This is a genomic window from Curtobacterium sp. 8I-2, assembly GCF_902506155.1.
Classification (GTDB): domain Bacteria; phylum Actinomycetota; class Actinomycetes; order Actinomycetales; family Microbacteriaceae; genus Curtobacterium; species Curtobacterium poinsettiae.
Genome location: NZ_LR732827.1, coordinates 1,714,352 through 1,736,099, shown reverse-complemented (window position 1 = coordinate 1,736,099; position 21,748 = coordinate 1,714,352). Strand labels below are relative to the sequence as shown.

Here is a 21,748-nt window from a genome sequence, read left to right as displayed (position 1 = left end):
CCGGTCGGGCGGGGTGATCCGTGCCTCCTGGCCGCACCGGACACGACGCGTCACGGCGAGCCCAGCCGGAACAGCCGCTGCAGCCCCCACCCGGTGACGCGGACGAGCGCCTCGACCACGATCCCACCGCTCATCTTCGACTCGCCCCGCTCGCGCTCCACGAAGGTGATGGGGACCTCGGCGACGACGGCACCGGCCCGGACCGCACGTCGGGCGAGGTCGACCTGGAAGCAGTAGCCGGCCGAGGCGATGTCCTCGGCGACGAGCGAACGGAGGAGGTCCGCGCGGATCGCGCGGTAGCCCCCGGTGAGGTCGCGGACCCGGACACCGAGCGCGATCCGACTGTAGAAGGAGCCGCCGCGCGACAGGGCGATCCGGTGCCACGGCCAGTTCACGACCGAGCCACCGCGCACCCAGCGCGAGCCGATGACCAGGTCGGCACCCGCCGCACAGCGTTCGAGCAGCCTGCCGAGTTCTTCGGGCCGGTGCGAGCCGTCGGCGTCCATCTCGACCAGGACGTCGTGGTGGCGCTCGAGCCCCCAGGCGAACCCCGCCAGGTAGGCGGCACCGAGGCCGGCCTTCTCGGTGCGGTGCAGGACGTGCACACGCTCGTCGTCCCGGGCGAGGGCGTCCGCGATCGCGCCGGTGCCGTCGGGGCTGCCGTCGTCGACGACCAGGACGGCGACCTCGGGACGTGCCGCGAGGACGCGGGCGACGACCGACTCGATGTTCTCGCGCTCGTCGTACGTGGGGATGACGACGAGCGTCCCTCCACGGGCACTGCGAAATGTCAAGGATTACCCCGTTGGTGTCTGAGTTGGCTTGGATATCAGCACAACGTATACGCAACACCACGACGGAGGCCAGCATGCGAGCGCGCACGGTGACCCGCACACTGCCCGACTGCCTCATCACCCTCGCGCTCTACGCACTCGCGCGGGTGGTGACGACCGCCACGCTCACCGTCGGCTTCGCGTTCACCGATCCGGTCGGGTTCGGCGACACGGCCGACCCGAAGGGGTTCTTCGAACGCTCGACCGCCTGGGACGGCCAGTACTTCCTCGAGATCGCGCGGCAGGGCTACCCGAGCACACTGCCCGTCGACGACACCGGCGCCGTCCAGCAGAACGCCTGGGCGTTCCTCCCGGTGTTCCCGGCGCTCGTGCGGGCGGTCAGCACGACCGGCGCCGACCCCGCGGTCGTCGCGGTGCTGCTGGCGACGGTGTTCGGCGGCGCGGCGTCCGTCGCACTCGTGTCCCTGCTGCGTCCCCACGTCGGCCGGACCACCGCGCTGTGGTCGGGCGTGTTCTTCGCGTTCGGGCCGGTGTCGTTCGTCTTGCAGATCGCCTACGCCGAGTCGCTCGGCCTGCTGCTCACGTTCGCCGCACTCGTCTCGATGCAGCGCCGGCACTACTGGACGGTCCTGCCGATCGTCACGGTTCTCGCGTTCACCCGGCCCGGGGCGCTCGCGATCCCGTTGGCGCTCGCGCTGCACGCCGTGCTCCGGCTCGTGCAGCGCGACGCCGTGCCCGTGCGGGAGCGTGTCGCGATCGTCGTCACCGGCCTGGTCACGGCAGCGGCGGGCCTGGCGTGGCCGGTCGTGGCGGCGCTCGTCACCGGGGTTCCCGACGCCTACTTGCAGACCGAACTCGCGTGGTGGCGGCTCCACCTCGACGTGCACCACTTCGCGCCGCTGACACCGTGGTTCCTGCAGGCCGACCGGTTCGCGGGCACGCTCGGTGTGGTCGCTGTGCTCGTCGCGGTCGGCGCGACGGGATGGTGGCTGTCGTCGCGCTCGACGCGCCGGATCGGCTCGGTGCCGCTGCTCGGCTCGGCCTCGTACCTGCTCTCCCTGTTCGCGACGTTCTTGCCCCAACAGAGCTTGCCGCGGCTGCTGCTGCCGGCGGCCCCGCTGCTCGGTGCGCCGCTCCTGCACCGCACCGCGCTGCGACGGGGCATCGTGCTCGGTGGCTGCGTGCTCGCGCAGCCCGCAGCGGTGTGGGTGCTGTTCCTCACCCACAATCCCTGAGCCGGTGGGTCAGGACTCGGCGAGCCGACGACGCTGCTCGGCGACGTCGAAGTCGGCCTTCGGCCACGACAGGTGCATGTCCTCCAGCGCCCGAAGCAGGAGCTGCTGCACGGCGAGGCGTGCGTACCACTTGCGGTTCGCCGGCACGACGTACCAGGGCGCCTGCGGGGTCGACGTGCGATCGAGGGCGATCTGGTACGCCTGCTGGTAGCGGTCCCAGAGCAGACGGTCGTCGATGTCGCTCGGGTTGAACTTCCAGTGCTTGTCCGGACGGTCGAGCCGGTCACCGAGACGCTCGCGCTGCTCGTCCTTCGAGATGTGCAGCATCACCTTGACGATGGTCGTGCCATCGGCGGCGAGGCCGTCCTCGAAGGCGGTGATCGCGCCGTACCGCCGCTCGATCTCGTCCGGAGCGGCGATGCCGCGGACGCGCTGGGCGAGCACGTCCTCGTAGTGGGAGCGGTCGAACACGCCGAGCTGTCCGGCTGCCGGCAGCTGCTTCTCGATGCGCCACAGGAAGTCGTGCTCGCGTTCCTCGGCCGTCGGGGCCTTGAAGCCGGCGTAGTGCACGCCGTTCGGGTCGACCGCGCCGACGACGTGCGAGACGATGCCGCCCTTGCCCGCGGTGTCCATCGCCTGCAACACGAGCAGCACCCGGCGCTCGTCCCCCGCGGTCGACGCCGCGTACAGGCGCTCCTGCAGGGCAGCGAGCCGCGAGGCGCCCGCGGCGAGCGCTTCGAGGCCGTCGATCTTGCGACCGGGGAAGCCCGGCGTGCCGTTGGGGTCGACCTGGTCGAGGCGGAACCCGGGTTCGACACGCAGCAGCGGTTCGGGATCGGCGTTCCAGGCCTTGCGACTGCTCACGGGTCCTCCTGCGGTGCTCCGGTCGGCGACTGCCGTGCTCATCCTCGCACTGCCGGGTGACGTCGGTGCGGCCGGTCTGCACCGGGAGCGCAGTCCGGGGGTCGCCCGCTCGGGGGTCGCCCGCTCGGGGGTCGTCCGCTCGGGTTCCTCCGTTGGGGTGACGTGGGCGGTCGCCGGTGCGGCTAGCGTGGACGTGATGAAGTCCGGCCGCCGCTCAGTGCTCGCGCTCGTCGCCGCGGTGGTGGCGCTCGGCGCGATGGCGTCCTGCAGCACGGATCCGGTCGGCGACGAGAACGCCACCGTCACCGCGGACAGCGTCATCTACCCGCTGTCGCTCCGGTACCACGGCATCGATGTGGTGGCCGACGTGCCCTACGGCACTGACCCGCTGCAGCGCCTCGACGTGTGTCTGCCGGCCGACAGCGAGCCCGCGACGACGGCGACCCCCACCGCGACACCGTCCGCGTCGGCCACCGCCGACCCGGAGGCGGTCGAGGCCACGACCGGACGCCCCGCGGTCCTGATGATCCACGGCGGCAGCTGGTCGCACGGCGACAAGGCGACGGCCGCGTACCGGTCCGTGTGCAAGTACCTGGCGTCCGAGGGCTTCGTGACGTTCAACGTCGACTACCGGCTGGCGCCGACGGATCCGTTCCCTGCCGGGCTCGACGACGTCCGACGTGCGCTCGACTACGTGTTCCGCCCGGCGACGCTCGAGACCTACGACGTCGACTCCCAGCGCGTGGGCGTGTTCGGTGGGAGCGCCGGCGGCAACCTCGCCGCGATGCTCGCCGTCACCGACCACGACTCCGCCGCGTACGCCGACGGCGACCGGATCCGCGCCGTGGTCGACCTGAGCGGGCCGACGAACCTGACCACCCGGTCCACCGAGCCCGACGGGGTGTCCGCGGCCTTCCAGCGCAAGCAGCTGCTCTACCTGGGGTGCCGGTCCTACGCCAGGTGCCCGGCGGCCACCCGGGCGTCGCCGGAGTTCCACGTCACCTCGGACACGGCGCCGTTCTTCATCGGGCACTCCACCGACGAGTTCATCCCGTTGTGGGAGTCGCAGGAGTTCGCCGCGACACTCCGATCCCACGACGTCCCGGTGACGTTCGTGGCGGTCGAGGGCACGGCGCACTCGATCGCGCAGCTCGACGAGGCGATGAGCCGCCGGGTGGTCACCTTCCTGCGGACCCAGCTCGGCTGACCGGACGACCGACCGCGTGCCCCGGGTGGGTGGCACCCGGAGTCGGGACTGCCGCTGCGGAGCCCGTGGCCGCAGACTTCGGTGGTGACCGACACCTCGACCCGCCCTGCCCGCGCCGCTGCGACGCGCTGGGACCGCCCTGCGCTGCAGACGTTCGCGGAGCTGCTGCTCGGGCTGTCGTTCGTCACCGCGGTGGCCTTCGGCGGCTACGCCTCGGTCACCGGGCAGCTGGCCGTCGTGTCGCAGGGCGCCGCCGTGGTGTTCCTCGTGACGCTGACCCTGGTGCTGGTGTCGTGGTTCCGGGGCGTCGAGCGCGAGGAACGAGCCGAGCCGGTCGTCGTCTCGCCCCTCGCCGCGGTCGACGCCGAGTACCGCCGCTAGGCAGCGCTGCCGGAACGCTCCGCTCGCCGCCGCTGTCGTTCCGCCCGACGCTCCGCACGTTCCTGCCGTCGCTCGGCACGCGCCTGCTTCCGGGTCTTTCCCGCGGCGATCCGGTCCGTGTTGCGTTCGCGGGCCCGCTCGACCACGAAGTACAGCGCCGGCAGCACCACGAGCGTCAGCAGTGTCGAGGACACCAGACCACCGATCACGACCAGCGCCAGCGGCTGCGAGATGAAGCCGGACTTGCCGGTCAGTCCGATCGCCATCGGCAGCAGCGCGAAGATCGTCGCCATCGCCGTCATGAGGATCGGACGGAGGCGTCGTGTCGCGCCCTCGATCAGGGCCTCACGCACCCGCAGCCCGCGTCGTCGGTACTGGTTGACGAGGTCGATGAGCACGATGGCGTTCGTCACGACGATGCCGACGAGCATGAGCAGACCGATGAGCGACGCGACGCCGATCGGGACACCGGATGCGATCTGCAGCAGGATCGCGCCCGTCGCAGCGAACGGCACCGACACGAGCAGCAGCAGCGGCTGGAGCAGGCTCCGGAACGTCGCGACCATGATCACGTAGACGATCAGCACGGCGACCAGGACCGCGAGCCCGAGCTGCGAGAACGCCGACGACTGGCTGGCGGCGACGCCACCGATGGAGGCGGTCGCACCCTTCGGCAGGTCGAGTTCGTCGACCGCGGTCGTGACGGACTGCACGGCCGCACCCAGGTTGGTGGCGTCCGGCGTCACGGTGATCGTGGCGGTGCGGGCGGCGTTCGTCGTGGTGACGGTGGTGGGGCCCTCGGACTCCTCGACCGTGGCGACGTCGGACAGCGGGACGGTGCCGGTGCTCGTCGGGACGTCGAGGGCACGGAGCGCGGCGATGGTGGTCGGCGGCTCCGGGTCGGCGATGTAGACGTCGAGCGTCGCGTCGTCGATCTCGATGCTGCCGGTGTCCCGCGGTGAGACCGCGGCGGCGACGAGGCCGCCCACCTGGGTCTCGGTGACACCGAGCGACGCGGCCTTGGCACGGTCGACCCGGACGGCGAGGAACGGTTCCGCGGCGGAAAGGTTGCTGGTGGCGGCCGTGGTGTCCGGCACCGACTGCATGGTCTTCAGCACCTGGCGCGATGCCGTCTCGAGCTGCGACTGGGTCGGCGCGGTGACGTCGACCTCGATGTCGCTGCTGCCGCCGAACCCGCCGCCGGAGGACGCGATGGTGACCTCGCCGACGTCCTTGATCGACCCGATCGCCTTGCGGGCGTCAGCCTGGATCGTCGGCTGGTCGGCCTCGGCGTCGGTCGTCACGGCGTACTGCACCGAGGCGCTGCCGCCACCGCCGAACGCGGCCTGGATCGACTGGCCGCTCGTGCCGATGGTGGTCTGCACGGTCTCGACGCCGTCGACGTCCTGCAGCGCCCGCTCGACCTTGCGCGCGGACTCGGACTGGACGGCGAGGCTGGAACCGGCCTTCAGGTCCTGCGTGACCGTGAACGTGTTCTGGCCCGAGTCGCCGAGGTAGTTCGTGGTGACGAACGGCAGCGTGGCGGCCGTGCCACCGAGGACGATCACGGCGAGCAGGATGACGACGACCGGCTTCCGGACGACCCACCGGAGCACCGGCAGGTAGACGCGGCGCGGGCGGTCGACCCGGCCGGCGTCGTGCAGGTCCGCGGCGGAGGCGAGCGCGCCTTCCGAACGGTCGCGGTCGCGGTCACGGTCACGGTCACGATCGGCATCAACCGCCGACGGTGCTGCTGCCGCTGCTGTGTCTGCGCCTTCGCCTGCGTCTGCGTCCGCGTCCGCGTCCGCGGCCGTCGGCGCGTCGCCCGGCTTCGCCTTCGGCGGGCGGAGCCACCAGTACGCGAGCACCGGGACGATCGTGAGCGAGACGAACAGCGAGGCGACGAGCGCCAGGGTGACCGTCACGGCGAACGGCCGGAACAGCTCCCCGACGAGTTCGGCGACGAAGGCCACCGGCAGGAACACCGCGACGGTCGTCAGGGTCGAGGCGGTGACCGCACCGGCGACCTCGCGCACGGCGTCGCGCACGGCCTGGCCGCGGTCGACGCCGGGGAGCAAGTGCCGCTTGATGTTCTCGATGACGACGATGGAGTCGTCGACCACGCGGCCGATCGCGATCGTGAGCGCGGCGAGCGTGATGATGTTGAGCGTGTACCCGGCCGCGCGCATGCCGATCGCGGCGAGGAGCACCGACGTCGGGATCGAGATCGCGGTGACGAGCGTGGAGCGCCAGGACAGCAGGAACACCAGGATGACGAGCACCGCGAAGGCCAGGCCGAGCAGGCCTTCCTCGGCCAGGGAGTCGATGGACTGTTGGATGTAGGGCGCCTGGTCGAAGACGACGGTGAAGCGGGGGTCGCCCTCGATCTTGTCCTCGATGCCGGGCAGGGCCGCACGCACGGTGTTCGAGACGTCGACGGTGTTGGCTTCCTGCGTCTTCGTGATCGAGATCGTCAGGGCCTGCTGTCCGTCCACACGACTGATCGAGGTGCGCGGGGACTGCGTGATGGCGACCTTCGCGACGTCGCCCAACGTGGTGTCGGTCGGGGTGGCCGCGGTCGTCGACGTGTCCGTCGCCGCGGATCCCGTCGGCGCAGCACCGGTCGCATCCGTGCCGGTCCCCGTCGTCCCCGTGCCGGTCGCGCCCGCGGCCGTGCCGTCACCGGACGACGCCGCGCCGTCGGCACCTGCGGCCCCTGCCCCGGCCGCGCCCGAACCGGAAGAACCGGAAGAACCCGACGAGCTCGACGAGCTGGTCAGTGGCAGGGCCCGGATGTCCTTGAGCGAAGCGATCCGCTCACCCGTCTGCACCGACAGCGTCGAGCCGTCCTCGGTGATGGTTCCGCCGGGGATCAGGGTGCCGTTGTCGTCGAGCGCGTCCGAGATGGCCGTCTGGCTGAGGCCGCGCGCGGCGAGCTCGTCCTGGTCGGGCGTGATGACGACACGACGGCCGGGGTTGCCGAAGACGTCCGCCTGTCGCACACCGTCGAGCTTCTCGAGGTCGGGGATCGCCGAGGCCTGCAGCCGGTCGACGAGCTGCTCCTGGTTGCCGGACGCCGAGACCGCGACCTGCAGCACCGGCAGGTCGTCGAAGGACCCCGTGACGATCTGCGTCTGCACCGAGTCCGGCAGCGACAGGGCGTTCACCGCGGTCTGGATCTTGTCCTCGGCGCTGGCCAGGTTCGAGCCGTACTGGAACGACGCCGACACCACGCTCTGCCCCGTGGACGAGGTCGCACTGGTGGACTCGAGGTCCGGGACGACCTGGATCGCCTGTTCGATCTTGGTCGAGACGTCGTTCGACACGACCTCTGGCGTGGCGCCGGGGTAGGCGCTGACGATCGCGACCTGCGGGAACTCGACGCTCGGGATCAGCTCCTGCTTGAGGCTGGAGAGCGCGATGCCGCCGAAGACCGCGACGACGATCGTGACGAGCGCGATGAGGGCCCGGTTGCGCAGGCTGAAGACCGAGAGGAGGTGCACGACATCGATCCTCGCAGGAGCGACCGACGAACGTTCAGTTCCGGGCCAGGACCCGCCGACGGATCGGGACCCGCCGGACGATCAGGACCCGCCGAGCAACAGGTACGCCCCGAGCACCGCGACGGTGCCGACCACCCCGGCCCCCAGCGCCACCACGCGCCCGACCGGCGACCGCGCGCCGACGACCCCGATGCCGAGGAGCACCACCCCGACCACGATCTCGACGATCCACGTGCCGTGGCCGGTCGTCGCCGCGACCTGCAGGAGTCCGCGGACGCCCTCGCCGAGGAGCACCGCGGCGGTCACACCGAACGCCGCCGCCCGCCACCGGGCGTCATCGGAGCGCACGGCCACGGCGACCGCTCCGGCCAGCAGTCCGGCCGGGACCCCGAGCAGCACCCACGGGTTCGTGATCGACAACACGTCCGGGAACCCGCGCAGGACCGTCGTGGCCCAGTACCCGACGTGCATGAGTTCGAGGAGCACGACGCCGAGCACCGTCGCCAGCGGCAGGGCGATCCGGCCCGCTCGGGCTCCGGCCACCAGGCACAGCAGCGCGGCAACCACGAACCACGGCCCGGCCGAGTTCGACACGGAGGCGAGCGCGGGCACGGCCTGCCCGAACGCGGTCAGGACCCCCGCCAGGAACGCCCCGCTCAGCGCGATGGTGACCCGCACCACGGCGGGGACCGCCGCGGGCGGCTCGACCGACGTCGGCACAGCGGAGCGGGTTCCGGCGGACAGGGTCGCGTTCATGGCACCAGCCTCGCCGGACCCCGCTGAAGCCGCATCACCCCGGGGAGCGAGAACCCCCGACCCGACCTCACCCCAGAGGATGACGCCGAGCCCCGGCGGATGACGCCGAGCCCCGGCGGACGACCCCGAGCCCCAGTCTCAGACCACCGCCGCCAACGACCCCCGCACCCCGGTCGACTCGCCGCCCACCCGTTCCCACGACCGCGACAGCACTTCCACCAACCGCCCCCGATCCGCCGGGGCCATCGTGAACGGCACCCGCAGGAACCGCTCGAACCCGCCGTCCGGCCCGAACACCCCGCCGGAGGCGAGCACCACACCCTCGGTCCGCGCGGCGAGCACGAGCGCGCTCGACACGGGTCTGCCGAGCCCCACCCACGTCGTCAACCCGCCCGCCGGTGCCGGGACGTCCCACTCCGGCAGCCGCGCCCGGAGCGCGCCCACGACGGCGTCGCGACCTTCGCGCAGGGACGCACGCCGCGCCTCCAGGACGGCAGCCGTGCGCGGGACCAGCTCGCGCACGACCAGCTGGTCGAGCACGGGGGTACCGAGGTCGCCGGTCGGGCGGGCGAGCAGCAGCCGCTGCAGCAGCGCCGGGTCGGCGCGGATCCAGCCGATCCGCAGCCCACCCCAGAAGACCTTGGCGGCGGAACCGATCATCACGACCGACGCCCCCGTCGGGTCCGCCGCTGCCAACGGCGGCGACGGCGAACCGTCGATCCGGAGCTCCCCCATCGTCTCGTCGGCGATGACGGTCGTGCCGACCGAGGCCGCGGTCGACAGCAGGAGCTGGCGGGTCGATGCGGACATGGTCGCACCGGTCGGGTTGTGGAGCTCGGGCATGACGTACGCGACCGAGGGCGCGGTCCGGCGGAGCGTCGTCTCGAGCGCGGCGGCGTCCCACCCGGTCCGCGCGTCGACGGGGACGCCGACCAGGCGGCCGCCGGCCTCGCGGAAGGCCTCGTGCGCGTGCGGGTAGGTCGGCGACTCGACGAGCACGGCGTCGCCGCGGCGGACGAGCACGCGTGCGAGCAGCGCGATGGCGTGCTGCGCGCCGATCGTCACGATGACCTGGGCGGGATCGGTGGGCAGCCCGCGCTCGGTGTAGCGGGCGGCGATCGCGGCCCGCAGGCCGGGGTCGCCGACGGTGTCGTAGCCGATGCCGGCGAGCGCCGCCGGCACGTGTCGGACCGCTCGCTCGACGGCCTCGTCGATGCCGGGGGCCGCGTGCAGGGCAGCCTTGCGGAGGTCGAGCACGTCCCCCTCGACGACCCCGCCGAGGCGTTCGGGGTCGGGCCGGCCGACCAGGTCCCGGGGCAGGTGGACCACGCTGCCGGAGCCACGGACGGACACCAGGAACCCGTCCGAGCGCAGTCGGGCGTAGGCGTTCGCCACGGTGGTGCGCGAGACGCCGAGGGCTGCGGCCAGTCCGCGCTCGGCCGGCAGCCGGACCCCCTGGGCGACGCGACCGTCGATGACCAGGACCCGGAGGGCGTCGGCGAGCGCCTCGTAGGCGGGGGCGGTGGTGCCGGCGCGCCAGTCGGTCAGCAGGTGGGCGGCGGCGCGAGCACTGATGAGAACCGGGGGCACGGGTCCACGGTAGCGCGATTGGCTCTCGACCAGCAGGCCAATCCATCGCGACGATGGGACCATGCCCCGCCGCACCGCCCTCACCCTGCGCTTCGTCCAGCTCTTCGTCGGGCTGTTCCTCTACGGCGCCTCGACCGCACTGCAGGTCCGCGCGGTGGTCGGTGTGAGCTCGTGGACCGTGCTGACCCAGGGGCTCGAGAACGTCGTCCCGTGGTCGTTCGGCGTCATCACGGTCGTGTCGAGCGGGGTCATCCTCCTGCTCTGGATCCCGCTCCGCCAGAAGCCGGGCATCGGGACGCTGCTGAACGCCCTGGCGATCGGACCGAGTGCCGACCTGGTGCTCTGGCTCGTGCCGGAGCCGTCGGGGATCGTCGCCCGGATCGGGCTGTTCGCGGCGGGGCTCGTGCTGCTCGCGGTCGCGACGGCGTTCTACATCGGTGCGGGGTTCGGCACCGGGGCACGGGACGGCCTGATGGTCGGCCTGCACCAGCGGCTCGGCTGGCCGATCTGGCTCGCCCGGACCCTGGTCGAGGTCACCGTGGTGATCGTCGGGTGGGTGCTCGGCGGGGACGTCGGCGCCGGCACCGTCATCGCGGCGTTCGCGATCGGGCCGATGGTCCAGCCGCTCATGCCGCACTTCCGCCGGTTCCCGTGGAGCCCGGAGCGCCGGATCGTCCAGGAGGCGCGCCCCACCCCCGTCACGCACGCTTCGTGAGCAGGAACGGTCGGGTCGCACGGCCCCACCCGACCACTTCTGCTCACCATCCGCCCGGCACCCTTGCGGAGCGCCGAGTCGCGATATAACGTGACCTCGACAGACGCGATACATCGCGAGTTCCAGGAGGCACCATGGCGCAGGAGAAGTGGCTCGTTGACGAGCCCAAGGTCATCGACACCGGCATCGTGCGCACCGTGCGCGTCGGTCTCGTCGGCGGACAGGTGGACGTCGTCGCGCACGACGAGCCGACCGCACGGGTCGAGATCCACAGCGTGTCCGGCAAGCAGATGCTCGTCGAGGTCGACGGCGACACGCTCACCGTCGACCACCCCCAGGTCCGGTGGGACGACCCCATCGGGTTCCTGAAGTCCTTCCGCGGCAAGGCCCACGCCGACGTCAGCATCCTGGTCCCCCGCGACGCCGGCATCACGCTCGGTGTCGTCTCGGCCGGTGCGCTGCTCTCCGGCACGAACCGCGGCGCGACCCTCAACACGGTGTCCGGCGACCTGGTGGTCGACGGCGTCGCGGGTGACGTCACGGTCAACGCCGTCTCGGGCGCCACCACGATCCGCGACCTCGACGGCGCCCTCACGGTGCACACCGTCTCCGGCGACGTCGTGGCCACCGGTGAGATCCCCCGGTTCCAGGCCGATGGCGTCTCCGCCGACGTCGTGCTGGACCTGCACGGGATCCCCGAGTCCGCCCGCATCAACACGGTGTCCGGCGCGGTGAGCGTCCGGCTCGAGGACGGCGTCGCCTACAACTGCACGGTCAACACCGCGACCGGCAAGCTGCAGTTCGACGACGCCGAGATCCGCGGCGTGCGCGGCTCGTACGTCAAGCAGGGCGGCGAGCTGTCCGGCCAGTGGCTCGACCTGCGGGTGAACTCCGTGTCCGGCGACATCGCGGTGCTGCACGCCCCGCCGGTCGCCGAGGCGCCGGCCGCACCGACGCCGCCGACGACTGCGCCGAGCACGCCGACGGCTCCGACCACCCCGACGAACGACAGCGAGGTGCCCGAATGAGTCCCGTCTTCGCCCACGGCCACCTGCGTCTCTACCTGCTCGTCCTGCTCGCAGACCACCCCATGCACGGCTACGAGCTCATCCAGGCACTCGGCGACCGCTTCGGCGGCACCTACGTGCCGAGCGCCGGCACCGTCTACCCCCGGCTCGCGAAGCTCGAGGACGACGGCCTGGTCACCAAGACCGCCGACGGCCGCAAGACCGTCTACGCGATCACGGACGCCGGTCGCGCCGAACTCGCGGCGCGTGCCGACGAGATCGCCGCGGTCGAGTCCGGCCTGAGCGACTCGGTGAAGTCGTTGGCCGACGGCGTGCGCGCCTCGGTGGGCGAGGCCATGCGCTCGCTCCGTGCCGACCTGGCCGCCGCGGCCGAGAGCCCGGCGACCGGTTCCACCGAGGAGCCCGTGTCCGTCCCGTCGGACAGCGCCCGCGCCATGCGCGAGCTCGAGATGGCACTGTCGTCGTTCCGGCAGCAGGTGCGCGCGGACCTGCGTCGTCGCGCGACCCGCGGCACGCTCGGTTCGGACACCGTGACGCGTCTGCGTGACGGCCTGGAGGCCCTGCGCAAGTCGCTCTGACGGCCCGCGGCCGACAGGCGGTGGCGACCAGGGCCTCCCGGCCGTCGTCCGCCCGCGGTCGCGACCGACGCATCCACGGAAGCTCACCGCCCCGCAACCGGTGGGTCGTCTGCCGACGGCCGCGTCGGCGCGAAGCCGGCGAACGCGTCGGACGCCGTCAGGGGTTCCCCGTGCGAGACGCGCGCGACGGTGGTGCGCACCGCCGCGAGCTGCCGGGCCAGCCGGTCCCGCTCGTGCTCCAGCCATCTCAGGTGCACCGTGAGTGCCGCGACGTCGTCGCCCTCGTCGTCGAGTCGTCGCGCGATGTCGGGCAGGGCGAAGCCGAGCCCGCGCAGCAGCAGGATCCGCTGCAGCCGGACCAGTGCGTGGTCGTCGTAGCGCCGGAGTCCACCCGCTCCGACGGCGGTGGCCGGCAGCAGTCCGACCGCCTCGTAGTGCCGCAGGGTCCGGCTCGAGACACCGGCGGAACGCGCCACCTCGGCGATGGCGTGGGGTGCTTTCGCAGCTGCGTCGTCGGTGCCTGTCGATGCGCTCATGCTCGCGACTGTACTGCTTGACGCTGCGTCAACCGCAGTGGGCACCGAGCAGCCGCCGCCGAGCGCCCGCGGCCGACCGGGAATGTGCGGCGGGGGAACCGTGTTGACTCGCGCCCGGAACTGAGTAGGTTTGCCGCTCGTGACGAACGAGATCCGGTCGTTGAAAGCGCGACTGATCGGGGATCCCCTCCCCTCCGAGAAGCTCGAAGGACAGCTCCTCCCGAAGCACCTGGCCCTGCCGATCTTCGCGAGTGACCCGCTGTCCTCTGTCGCGTACGCGCCGCAGGAACTCCTGATGATCCTGCTGCTCGGTGGCATGGCCTTCCTGACGTTCGCGCCGTGGGTCGCCGCGCTCGTCGTGCTGCTGCTCGTCGTGGTCGTCGCCTCGTACCGGCAGCTCATCAAGGCCTACCCGTCCGGTGGTGGCGACTACGAGGTGGCGCACCGGAACCTGGGCGAGAAGGCCGGGCTGGTCGTCGCCAGCGCACTGCTCGTCGACTACGTGATGACGGTGGCGGTGTCGGTCGCTTCCGGCGTCGACAACATCATCTCGGCGCTCCCGATGCTCGACCACTTCCGCGTCGAGCTCGCCCTGCTGTTCGTCGTGCTGCTCGCCGCCGCCAACCTGCGCGGCGTGCGCGAGTCGAGCAAGGCCTTCGCGATCCCGACCTACCTGTTCGTGGCGAGCGTGTTCGTGATGGTCATCACCGGGCTCGTCCGGGTCGCAGCCGGCAACGCCCCGGTCGCCGAGTCCGCGGCGTACACCGTGCAGAACGTGGAGCACACGACGCAGGCGGCGTTCATCCTGCTGCTCCTGCGTGCCTTCGCCTCGGGCTGCTCGGCCCTGACCGGCGTCGAGGCCATCGCGAACGGCGTGCAGGCGTTCCGTCGCCCGAAGATCAAGAACGCGCAGGCCACCCTGGTCGCGATGGGCGGCATCGCGATCGTCCTGTTCATCGGCCTCATCACCCTGGCACTCGTGTCGCACGTGCACTACGCCGAGCGCGCCTGCGACCTGCAGGGATTCGCGAACTGCGCGACCACGCCGCAGCGCTCCCTGATCGCGCAGATCGCGGCGGCGACGTTCGGCAACAACTCGGTGCTGTTCTTCGTGATCCAGGCGACGACCGCGGCGGTCCTGCTCCTCGCCGCGAACACGGCCTTCAACGGGTTCCCGCTGCTCGGCTCGATCCTGGCGCGCGACTCGTACGCCCCGAAGGCGCTGTCGACCCGCGGCGACCGCCTCATCTACTCGAACGGCGTCATCGTCCTGGCCCTGGTCGCCGCGGCCCTGCTCGTGGTCTACCGGGCGAACGTCACCAGCCTGATCCAGCTCTACATCATCGGTGTCTTCGTGTCGTTCACGCTCGGGCAGACGGGCATGGTCGTGCACTGGACGCGGCTGCTGCGGGCGGACCGCGACGGAACGGTGCCCGACGGCGACCCTGCCGTGAACCGAGGGCAGGTCGTCCGGTCCCGCACCATCAACGCGATCGGTGCCACCTTCACCTTCGTGGTGCTCGTCATCGTCACGATCACGAAGTTCACCCACGGTGCCTGGCTCGTGTTCCTGATCATGCCGGTGCTGTACGTGCTCATGCTCGGCGTGAACCGCTACTACCGCGACGTCTCGCACGAGATCGAGGCCGACGTCGAGACGAAGTTCGGCGCCACCGGCGACCACGCCATCGTCCTGGTGAACAAGCTGCAGAAGCCCGTGCTCAAGGCGCTCGACTACGCGGTCGCCGCCGAGCACGCGAGCATCGAAGCCGTGCACGTCGCCATCGACGACGCCGAGTCACAGCGTCTGCGCGACCAGTGGGCGGAGTACGGCATCCAGGTGCCGCTGACGATCGTGCCGAGCCCGTACCGCGACATCTCGATGCCCCTGATCAAGTACATCAAGGCGCACCGGGCCGAGCACGGCTCCGAGGTCGTCACCGTCTACACGCCGATCTTCATCGTCGGCCACTGGTGGGAGGGGCTGCTCCACAACCACCGCGGCCGCCGCATCCGCAAGAAGCTGCTGCTCGTGCACGGCGTCACCGTGGCCCTGGTGCCGTGGCTGCTCGACTCGTCCGAGCTGCTGTACGGCCGCCGCTCCCGCCCGCTGCCCGGCCAGGAGCGCCGCGGTGAACCCGTCCGGCCCCCGCTCCGCCGGCCAGCGCAGCCCGGGTCGTCGGCCGAGGGCGCAGCCGAGGACCGCCTGCTCCGGTCCGCCGAGCGCAACAGCATCCAGCCGCGCCGCGCGACCCGTCCGGCCGGCCCCGCCGAGGGCGTCGACCCCGCGCTCTGCACGGGCGAGATCCACGCCCTCGTCCCCTCGCCGCCGCGACGGGGAGCCGACGAGTCGTAGCATGTGGCCCCATGACCATCAGTGACCTGCGGACGTTCGCCACGTTCGACGGACACGGCGGCAAGGTCTCGAAGCGCGTCGAGGTGCTCGACCACGAACCGCCGGCCGGCAGCCCGCTCGAAGGACTCGTCGCCGTGCGCGGCGAGCACCCGCTCGGTGCGGTCGACGAGCGCGCCGCCGACGAGTCCGCCGCGCTCTCCCGCGGGGTCCCGAGCGTCGGGTGGGTCGACCCCGCCGCGCTCCGCGACTGGTACCGCCCCGACCGCGTGGTCCTGACCCGGCTCGAGGCGCGGCGGTCCGGCATCGAGCCCGGCGTCTACGCCGACTCCCGTGGGCGCGGTCGCGTCCGGATCGACGGCCTGGAGGCCCACCTCGCCCCCGACGGTCGGCCCGCCTTCCGCGCGCTGGCCGGGCCCACCGCCGAGCCCGTCGTCGACGTGCCGCTACCGACCGACCAGGCCGTCCGCCTGGTGGCGGTGACCGACGTCGCCGAGGGGCTCGAGGTCGTCACCGCGCCGGTGTCACCGTTCCTGCAGCCCGGTGAGCACCCGGCGTACGGCGACGACGTGGTCGGGTTGCCGCCACGTCCGGCGAGCGGCCTGGTCCGGGTCACGGCGTCGGTGCTGCTCGACGGCGAGCTGCACGAGGTCGACCGGATCGACGAACGTGCCGCGACGATCTGGATCCGGCGCGACGACCGCGTCGTGCCGATCGCCACGAGTGCCGTCGGGCCCGACCTGGTGCGGTACGCGGCCACCGCGGTCTGAGGCCGATCGGGGGACGCCGCTGCTGCGTGTCGTGCCGGGGGTGCGGCGTACGTTCGCGGACATGAGTGACGCAGACCGCGACCAGCAGCAGACCCCGGACGCACCGATCCAGGGCGAGACCCTCGGTGGCCCCCGACCCGACCCCTCCACCGACGCGAGCAAGGACCCCGAGCAGTGGGTCACCGGCGACGAGCCGATGACCGGACCGCAGCGCAGCTACCTCGACACCCTGGCCCGTGAAGCCGGCGAGGAACTCCCCGCCGACCTCACCAAGGCCCAGGCGTCGGAGCACATCGACCGCCTCCAGCAGCAGACGGGCCGCGGCGCCGATTCCTGAGAAGCAGTCCGCCCTTCGGCGGACCGCTGTCTGTGCATGCTCTGGGCATGTTCTGGCGAAGCGCGGTCAGTGCCCTGTCCGAGGATGATCGATGACGCGTCAACGGCTACCTTCGTGGCCATGCGAACGACATCGACCTCCATCGGCCTGACCGCGCTCCGCATCGTCCTCGGGGTGGTGTTCATCGCCCACGGTGCCCAGAAGTTCGCCCAGGGCATCCCGAACGTGGTGCAGGGCTTCTCGGGCATGGGTGTCCCCCTGGCCGAGGTCGCGGCACCCCTCGTCGCCGGCCTCGAGCTCGTCGGCGGCGTCCTGCTCGTGCTCGGTGTCGCGACCCGCGTCGTCGGCGTGCTGCTGGCCGTCGACATGGTGGTGGCCGGCGTCCTGGCCCACGGCTCGGCCGGCTTCTACTCGCAGGACGGCGGGTTCGAGTACGTGCTCGTGCTCGCGGTAGCCTCGCTCGCCGTGGCGCTGACCGGGCCCGGGCGGTTCTCGCTCGACGCCCTGGTGCTCAAGTCGTCGCGACGTCGTCGTGGCGTCGAGGAGCCCCTCCCCGCCTGAGCCGCGCGTCCCGGTTGCGTCTTCAGGCCGCCAGCGTGTCCATGACCTGGCGGGCGATCAGGCGTCCGGCCCGGTTCGCCCCGATGGTCGACGCCTGTGGGCCGTACCCGGCCAGGAACAGCCGCGGCTCCTCCGCCGACCGACCGTCCTCGACCACCACACCGCCCGCCGTGGTCCGCAGGTGCAAGGGCGCGAGGTGCCGCAGGTCAGCCCGGAACCCCGTCGCCCAGATCACCGCGTCGGCGTGCACGTGGGTACCGTCACTGGTCACCACGCCGCTCTCGTCCATCCGCGCGAACATCGGCTCGTCGCGCAGCACGCCACGGTCGATCCCGGCCCGGATCCGTCGCGACACGGGGACCCCGGTACCACTGACGATGCTCGGCAGGACCTCGCCGGCGCGGGCGGCGCGGTCCTGTTCGTCGACGGCGGCCACCGCGGACTCGACGTCGAGCGAGGCGGTCCCGGCCCAGACCATCGGGCGCCGCGTGAACCACCGCGTCGAACGGGCGACGCCGTCGAGCTCGAGCAGGAACCCGATCGCGCTCGTCCCACCGCCCACCACCACGACGTCCTGCCGGGCGAAGTCGGTGGCGCTGCGGTACTCGGTCGTGTCCACCTGGCGGCCGCGGAACACGTCGCGCCCCGGGTACCACGGCACGAAGGGCGTGCCCCACGTGCCCGAGGCGTTCACCACCACGTCGGCGCCGATGCGCGTGACGGTACCGTCGGCGCCCCGGGTCGTGACGCACAGCCCAGCGTCCACCTCGCCGACTGCGCCGATGCGCGAGACGGACGTCACCGACACGGGCCGCCGCACCCGCAGGTCGTAGTGCTGTTCGAACCGGCGGTAGTACTCGCCGACGACGTCCCGCGCGGGTCGTGACCGGTCGGCGTCGTCGAACTCCAGGCCCATCGCGCGCATCCCGGGCAGGTCGTGCACCCGGTGCGCCGCCCCGAGCCGTAGGGCCTCCCACCGGAACTGCCACGCTCCTCCGGTGCTCGGCGCGCGGTCGAGGATCACCAGGTCGGTGCCGGGGACGAGCCCCAGGCGCCGCAGGTGGTATCCCACCGAGAGTCCCGCCTGCCCCGCACCGATCACCACCACGCGGGCGTGCTGGTCGACCGGGGTCTCGAGGAGTTCCGTCATCACTTCGATTCTGCTGTGCGGGCCAGCCGTCGCGCGACGTCCAGATCGAGGTACATGGTAGAGTGATCGGCAGATTTCAAACCACGAACCGTCTGGTTCCCCGAGTGATCCTCCGTCATTCGCCAGGACCGGACCAGAGCCGAACGAGGGGGTCACGCATGGGGCGCGGCCGTCAGAAGGCGAAGCACACCAAGGTCGCCCGTGAGCTGAAGTACTTCAGCCCGCAGACGAACTACGGTGCGCTCGAGCAGGAGCTCTCCGCCGGACAACACTCCGACGAGAACTACGTCGACCGTTGGGCGGACCAGTACGGTCCGGAACCGGCGGAAGACGAAGACGAGTTCGAGACCCAGGCAGACCAGAACAAGTCCGCCTGACATCTCTTGTAGTCGCGCCGCGCAGCCCTCGGGCAGCGCGGCGTTTCTGCGTGCCCGGACACTGCGTGGCCGGACACTGCGTGGCCGGACACTGTGCGCCCGGACACCGGGTCCGCCCGTGCACCGGTCGGCGCGCCCGGGCCCCGGCTTCGAGTGGTCACGACTCCCCGCGCACACGATGCCGAGCGGTCAAGAACCGTCGGTTGCAGGCCCGCCAGGCGACGGCTCGTGACCACTCGCCGCACGCACCACGGCGCGGCGGAACCGGCCACCGGCACGGCACCGCACCGCACCGCACGGCAGGTCAGCCCGCGTAGCTCCCGACGAGCCGGACCGCGCCACCGTCGACGCCCTTGGCGCCCTGCTCGAAGCCGGTCAGGTCACGGGCGGACGTGGCGATCGTGCCCACGGGCCACGTCGGCATGCCGGCGGCACCGAGCGACGCGATGACCTCGGCAGCGGCACCGGCCGAGACGACGGCGAACATGCCGATGCCCAGGTTCCAGGTGCCCTCGGTGTCCTCGATCGGGGTGCCGGCCATGTCCGCAAGGACCCGGAAGACGGGGAGCGGCTGCCAGGTGGAGCGGTCGACCTCGACCCAGGAGCCGACGGGCAGCACGCGCGCCAGGTTCGCGGCGATGCCACCACCGGTCACGTGCGAGAGCGAGTGCACCGCGCCCGGGTGCTGCTCGAGGAGCGCCAGGAGCGGTGCGGTGTACAGGCGGGTGGGCTCGAGCAGGGCTTCACCGACGGAGACGGCGCCCCCGAACCCGGCGCCGCTCAGCTCGGGCAGCTGGTCCGTGAACCCGACGCCCCGCGTCGACAGGATGTGCCGCACGAGCGAGTAGCCGTTCGAGTGCAGACCCGACGACTCGATCGCCAGGACCACGTCGCCGTCCTGCACCAGGTGCGCGCCGAGCTGGGCATCGGCCTCGACGACGCCCGTCGCCGCACCGGCCACGTCGTAGTCGTCCGGGCCGAGCAGACCGGGGTGCTCCGCGGTCTCGCCACCGACCAGGGCGGTGCCGGTCTCTGAGCACCCGCGGGCGATGCCGGCGACGATGTCGGCGATGCGGCCAGGCACCACGCGGCCGCAGGCGATGTAGTCGGTCATGAACAGCGGCTTCGCGCCGACCACGACGATGTCGTCGACGACCATGCCGACCAGGTCCTGCCCGATGGTGTCGTGCTTGTCGATCGCCTGCGCGATGGCGACCTTGGTGCCGACGCCGTCGGTCGAGGTCGCGAGCAACGGGTGTGAGAAGTCCTTCAGGAACGAGACGTCGTAGAGCCCGGCGAACCCACCGACGCCCCCGAGGACCGAGGAGTTGTGGGTGGCCGCGACCGCGGACTTCATCAGTTCGACGGCCAGGTCACCGGCAGCGGTGTCCACTCCGGCTTCGGCGTACGGGTTGGGCATGCGGAGTCCTTCGCGGTGACATGGCAGACTTGTGCGGTACCCCCCGATTCTACTGATCTGGAGCACACCCGCGAATGTGCGGCATCGTCGGCCTTGTTGCGCAGGGCCCCGCCAACCAATCCATCTACGACGCACTGCTCCTCCTGCAGCACCGCGGGCAGGACTCGACGGGCATCGCCACGGTCGAGGGTCACGTGCACCACATGCACAAGACCCGCGGGCACGTGCGCGAGGCGTTCCGGACCCGCGACATGCGTGCCCTCCTCGGCACCATGGGGCTCGGGCACGTCCGGTACGCCACCAAGGGCGCCGCGACGAACGAAGAAGAAGCCCAGCCGTTCTACGTGAACGCGCCGTACGGCATCGTCCTCGTGCACAACGGCAACCTCACCAACACGCGGGAACTCACGCGTGAGCTGTTCGACATCGACCGTCGACACCTGAACACCACGAGCGACACCGAGCTCCTGGTCAACGTGCTGGCCCACGAGCTGCAGGGCCAGGTCCGCGGCGCGAACCTCGACCCAGGACAGGTCTTCGACGCCGTCGAGCGCGTGCACGAGCGGGTCGAGGGCTCCTACGCCACGATCGCGACCATCGCCGGGCACGGGCTGCTGGCCTTCCGCGACCCGTTCGGCATCCGCCCGCTGATCCTCGGCCACAAGCTCGACGAGGCCGGGCAGCCGGAGTGGGTCGTCGCGAGCGAGTCGCTCGTGCTCGAGTCCGGCGGCTACGAGATCGTCCGCGACATCGCTCCGGGCGAAGCCGTCTTCATCGAGATGAACGGTCAGATGCACGCCCGCCAGTGCGCGAAGAACCCGCGCCTGGTGCCGTGCTCGTTCGAGTACGTCTACCTGGCCCGTCCCGACTCGGTGATGAACGGCATCTCGGTCTACGACGCACGTCTGCGCCTCGGCAACCGGCTGGCGGACACCATCGAGCAGTACGCGCCGACCGGTGACATCGACGTCGTCATGCCGATCCCGGACTCCAGCCGTCCGGCTGCCATGCAGGTCGCTCGGAAGCTCGGCATCGAGTACCGCGAGGGCTTCTACAAGAACCGCTACGTCGGCCGCACCTTCATCATGCCGGGCCAGGCGGAGCGCAAGCGTTCGGTGCGTCAGAAGCTCAACGCGATGTCGTCCGAGTTCAAGGGCAAGAACATCCTGATCGTCGACGACTCGATCGTGCGTGGCACGACGAGCCGCGAGATCGTCGAGATGGCCCGGGCCGCCGGCGCGAACGAGGTCACGTTCACGAGCGCGGCTCCCCCTGTCCGGTTCCCGCACGTCTACGGCATCAACATGCCGACGCGCGCCGAGCTCATCGCGCACGACAGGAAGATCCCGGACATCAACCGCGTGCTCGGCAGCGACCACCTGATCTACCAGGAGGTCGGGGACATGCGCGACGCCATCATCGAGGGCTCCGACGTGACCGACCTCGAGATGAGCTGCTTCACGGGCGAGTACGTCACGGGCACCGTGAGCCCGGAGTACCTGTCCTGGGTCGAGGCCAACCAGCTCAGCTAGGTCGCGTCCGAGACGCGACCAGACGACAGACGGGAGGCCCGGTGCCAGCTGGCACCGGGCC

The 21,748-nt window shown here is 71.7% G+C and carries 20 protein-coding genes; 12 read left to right on the top strand and 8 right to left on the bottom strand.

Annotation, left to right across the window (positions count from 1 at the left end; genetic code table 11):
- Positions 1-50: 50 nt before the first annotated feature.
- Positions 51-794 carry a polyprenol monophosphomannose synthase gene (locus tag BOSE127_RS12050; protein WP_017886232.1) on the bottom strand — a complete coding sequence of 248 codons (744 nt, stop codon included), beginning with the start codon at positions 792-794 and terminating at the stop codon, positions 51-53.
- A gap of 74 nt (positions 795-868) precedes the next feature.
- Between BOSE127_RS12050 and BOSE127_RS12045 the strand changes: the two genes are divergently transcribed.
- Positions 869-2,029, top strand: a complete 1,161-nt coding sequence (locus tag BOSE127_RS12045; RefSeq protein WP_071251516.1) for a mannosyltransferase family protein — start codon at positions 869-871, stop codon at positions 2,027-2,029.
- Positions 2,030-2,038: 9 nt separating this feature from the next.
- Here the strand turns inward: BOSE127_RS12045 and BOSE127_RS12040 are convergent, their stop codons facing one another.
- Positions 2,039-2,893 carry a PPK2 family polyphosphate kinase gene (locus tag BOSE127_RS12040; RefSeq protein WP_201300448.1) on the bottom strand — a complete coding sequence of 285 codons (855 nt, stop codon included), beginning with the start codon at positions 2,891-2,893 and terminating at the stop codon, positions 2,039-2,041.
- A gap of 196 nt (positions 2,894-3,089) precedes the next feature.
- On the opposite strand from BOSE127_RS12040, the gene BOSE127_RS12035 reads away from it, so the two are divergent.
- Positions 3,090-4,100 carry an alpha/beta hydrolase gene (locus BOSE127_RS12035; RefSeq protein ID WP_082046918.1) on the top strand — a complete coding sequence of 337 codons (1,011 nt, stop codon included), beginning with the start codon at positions 3,090-3,092 and terminating at the stop codon, positions 4,098-4,100.
- Positions 4,101-4,184: 84 nt separating this feature from the next.
- A complete protein-coding gene (locus BOSE127_RS12030; RefSeq protein WP_042539069.1) occupies positions 4,185-4,481 on the top strand; it encodes a hypothetical protein in 297 nt (98 codons plus the stop codon).
- Here the strand turns inward: BOSE127_RS12030 and BOSE127_RS12025 are convergent.
- From BOSE127_RS12025 to yczR, 3 genes are all read right to left on the bottom strand, one after another.
- On the bottom strand, positions 4,478-7,984 hold the full coding sequence (locus BOSE127_RS12025) for an efflux RND transporter permease subunit (protein ID WP_159557352.1): 3,507 nt from the start codon (positions 7,982-7,984) through the stop codon (positions 4,478-4,480). The two genes, BOSE127_RS12030 and BOSE127_RS12025, sit on opposite strands and share 4 nt — an antisense overlap.
- Before the next feature lie 81 nt (positions 7,985-8,065).
- Positions 8,066-8,740: a DUF6518 family protein gene (locus BOSE127_RS12020; protein WP_140448330.1), complete on the bottom strand. Its 675-nt coding sequence runs from the start codon at positions 8,738-8,740 to the stop codon at positions 8,066-8,068.
- Positions 8,741-8,878: 138 nt separating this feature from the next.
- Positions 8,879-10,330: a MocR-like transcription factor YczR gene (gene yczR, locus BOSE127_RS12015; RefSeq protein WP_236559541.1), complete on the bottom strand. Its 1,452-nt coding sequence runs from the start codon at positions 10,328-10,330 to the stop codon at positions 8,879-8,881.
- Positions 10,331-10,391: 61 nt separating this feature from the next.
- Between yczR and yczE the strand changes: the two genes are divergently transcribed.
- The 3 genes from yczE (at position 10,392) to BOSE127_RS12000 (ending at position 12,651) form a co-directional block, all read left to right on the top strand.
- The gene (gene yczE, locus BOSE127_RS12010; RefSeq protein ID WP_071251513.1) at positions 10,392-11,045 is read left to right on the top strand and encodes a membrane protein YczE; all 654 of its coding nucleotides are present in this window, start codon (positions 10,392-10,394) and stop codon (positions 11,043-11,045) included.
- Between the two features lie 134 nt (positions 11,046-11,179).
- The gene (locus BOSE127_RS12005; protein WP_017886241.1) at positions 11,180-12,073 is read left to right on the top strand and encodes a DUF4097 family beta strand repeat-containing protein; all 894 of its coding nucleotides are present in this window, start codon (positions 11,180-11,182) and stop codon (positions 12,071-12,073) included.
- Positions 12,070-12,651 (top strand): PadR family transcriptional regulator, encoded by a 582-nt coding sequence (locus BOSE127_RS12000; RefSeq protein WP_071251512.1) that lies wholly within the window; start codon positions 12,070-12,072, stop codon positions 12,649-12,651. The genes BOSE127_RS12005 and BOSE127_RS12000 overlap by 4 nt, the downstream gene beginning before the upstream one ends.
- A gap of 83 nt (positions 12,652-12,734) precedes the next feature.
- Here BOSE127_RS12000 and BOSE127_RS11995 read toward each other — a convergent pair whose 3' ends face one another.
- Positions 12,735-13,187 carry a MerR family transcriptional regulator gene (locus BOSE127_RS11995; RefSeq protein ID WP_159557348.1) on the bottom strand — a complete coding sequence of 151 codons (453 nt, stop codon included), beginning with the start codon at positions 13,185-13,187 and terminating at the stop codon, positions 12,735-12,737.
- A 130-nt stretch (positions 13,188-13,317) separates the two neighbouring features.
- On the opposite strand from BOSE127_RS11995, the gene BOSE127_RS11990 reads away from it, so the two are divergent.
- The 4 genes from BOSE127_RS11990 (at position 13,318) to BOSE127_RS11975 (ending at position 17,208) form a co-directional block, all read left to right on the top strand.
- A complete protein-coding gene (locus tag BOSE127_RS11990; protein WP_159557346.1) occupies positions 13,318-15,543 on the top strand; it encodes an APC family permease in 2,226 nt (741 codons plus the stop codon).
- An 11-nt stretch (positions 15,544-15,554) separates the two neighbouring features.
- Positions 15,555-16,310 (top strand): hypothetical protein, encoded by a 756-nt coding sequence (locus BOSE127_RS11985; RefSeq protein WP_017886245.1) that lies wholly within the window; start codon positions 15,555-15,557, stop codon positions 16,308-16,310.
- 61 nt (positions 16,311-16,371) lie between these two features.
- Positions 16,372-16,647: a DUF3072 domain-containing protein gene (locus BOSE127_RS11980; protein WP_017886246.1), complete on the top strand. Its 276-nt coding sequence runs from the start codon at positions 16,372-16,374 to the stop codon at positions 16,645-16,647.
- Positions 16,648-16,767: 120 nt separating this feature from the next.
- Positions 16,768-17,208 carry a DoxX family protein gene (locus BOSE127_RS11975; RefSeq protein WP_017886247.1) on the top strand — a complete coding sequence of 147 codons (441 nt, stop codon included), beginning with the start codon at positions 16,768-16,770 and terminating at the stop codon, positions 17,206-17,208.
- Positions 17,209-17,230: 22 nt separating this feature from the next.
- On the opposite strand, the gene BOSE127_RS11970 is transcribed toward BOSE127_RS11975, so the two are convergent.
- On the bottom strand, positions 17,231-18,358 hold the full coding sequence (locus BOSE127_RS11970; RefSeq protein ID WP_159557344.1) for an NAD(P)-binding domain-containing protein: 1,128 nt from the start codon (positions 18,356-18,358) through the stop codon (positions 17,231-17,233).
- 158 nt (positions 18,359-18,516) lie between these two features.
- On the opposite strand from BOSE127_RS11970, the gene BOSE127_RS11965 reads away from it, so the two are divergent.
- Positions 18,517-18,735 (top strand): DUF3073 domain-containing protein, encoded by a 219-nt coding sequence (locus BOSE127_RS11965; RefSeq protein WP_017886249.1) that lies wholly within the window; start codon positions 18,517-18,519, stop codon positions 18,733-18,735.
- Positions 18,736-19,039: 304 nt separating this feature from the next.
- On the opposite strand, the gene purM is transcribed toward BOSE127_RS11965, so the two are convergent.
- A complete protein-coding gene (gene purM / locus BOSE127_RS11960; protein ID WP_056069361.1) occupies positions 19,040-20,155 on the bottom strand; it encodes a phosphoribosylformylglycinamidine cyclo-ligase in 1,116 nt (371 codons plus the stop codon).
- Positions 20,156-20,229: 74 nt separating this feature from the next.
- Here purM and purF point away from each other — a divergent pair, with 74 nt between their 5' ends.
- Complete coding sequence (purF, locus tag BOSE127_RS11955; RefSeq protein ID WP_159557342.1) at positions 20,230-21,687, top strand: amidophosphoribosyltransferase; 1,458 nt, start codon at positions 20,230-20,232, stop codon at positions 21,685-21,687.
- Positions 21,688-21,748 lie beyond the last annotated feature (61 nt).

What these genes read in the sequence shown, in the direction of transcription:
- BOSE127_RS12045 (WP_071251516.1), top strand. Translation starts at nt 869, where the DNA reads ATGCGAGCGCGCACGGTGACCCGCACACTGCCCGACTGCCTCATCACC.
- BOSE127_RS12035 (WP_082046918.1), top strand. Translation starts at nt 3,090, where the DNA reads ATGAAGTCCGGCCGCCGCTCAGTGCTCGCGCTCGTCGCCGCGGTGGTG.
- BOSE127_RS12020 (WP_140448330.1), bottom strand. Translation starts at nt 8,740, where the DNA reads ATGAACGCGACCCTGTCCGCCGGAACCCGCTCCGCTGTGCCGACGTCG.
- yczE (WP_071251513.1), top strand. Translation starts at nt 10,392, where the DNA reads ATGCCCCGCCGCACCGCCCTCACCCTGCGCTTCGTCCAGCTCTTCGTC.
- BOSE127_RS12005 (WP_017886241.1), top strand. Translation starts at nt 11,180, where the DNA reads ATGGCGCAGGAGAAGTGGCTCGTTGACGAGCCCAAGGTCATCGACACC.
- BOSE127_RS12000 (WP_071251512.1), top strand. Translation starts at nt 12,070, where the DNA reads ATGAGTCCCGTCTTCGCCCACGGCCACCTGCGTCTCTACCTGCTCGTC.
- BOSE127_RS11995 (WP_159557348.1), bottom strand. Translation starts at nt 13,187, where the DNA reads ATGAGCGCATCGACAGGCACCGACGACGCAGCTGCGAAAGCACCCCAC.
- BOSE127_RS11985 (WP_017886245.1), top strand. Translation starts at nt 15,555, where the DNA reads ATGACCATCAGTGACCTGCGGACGTTCGCCACGTTCGACGGACACGGC.
- BOSE127_RS11980 (WP_017886246.1), top strand. Translation starts at nt 16,372, where the DNA reads ATGAGTGACGCAGACCGCGACCAGCAGCAGACCCCGGACGCACCGATC.
- BOSE127_RS11975 (WP_017886247.1), top strand. Translation starts at nt 16,768, where the DNA reads ATGCGAACGACATCGACCTCCATCGGCCTGACCGCGCTCCGCATCGTC.
- BOSE127_RS11970 (WP_159557344.1), bottom strand. Translation starts at nt 18,358, where the DNA reads ATGACGGAACTCCTCGAGACCCCGGTCGACCAGCACGCCCGCGTGGTG.
- BOSE127_RS11965 (WP_017886249.1), top strand. Translation starts at nt 18,517, where the DNA reads ATGGGGCGCGGCCGTCAGAAGGCGAAGCACACCAAGGTCGCCCGTGAG.
- purM (WP_056069361.1), bottom strand. Translation starts at nt 20,155, where the DNA reads ATGCCCAACCCGTACGCCGAAGCCGGAGTGGACACCGCTGCCGGTGAC.
- purF (WP_159557342.1), top strand. Translation starts at nt 20,230, where the DNA reads ATGTGCGGCATCGTCGGCCTTGTTGCGCAGGGCCCCGCCAACCAATCC.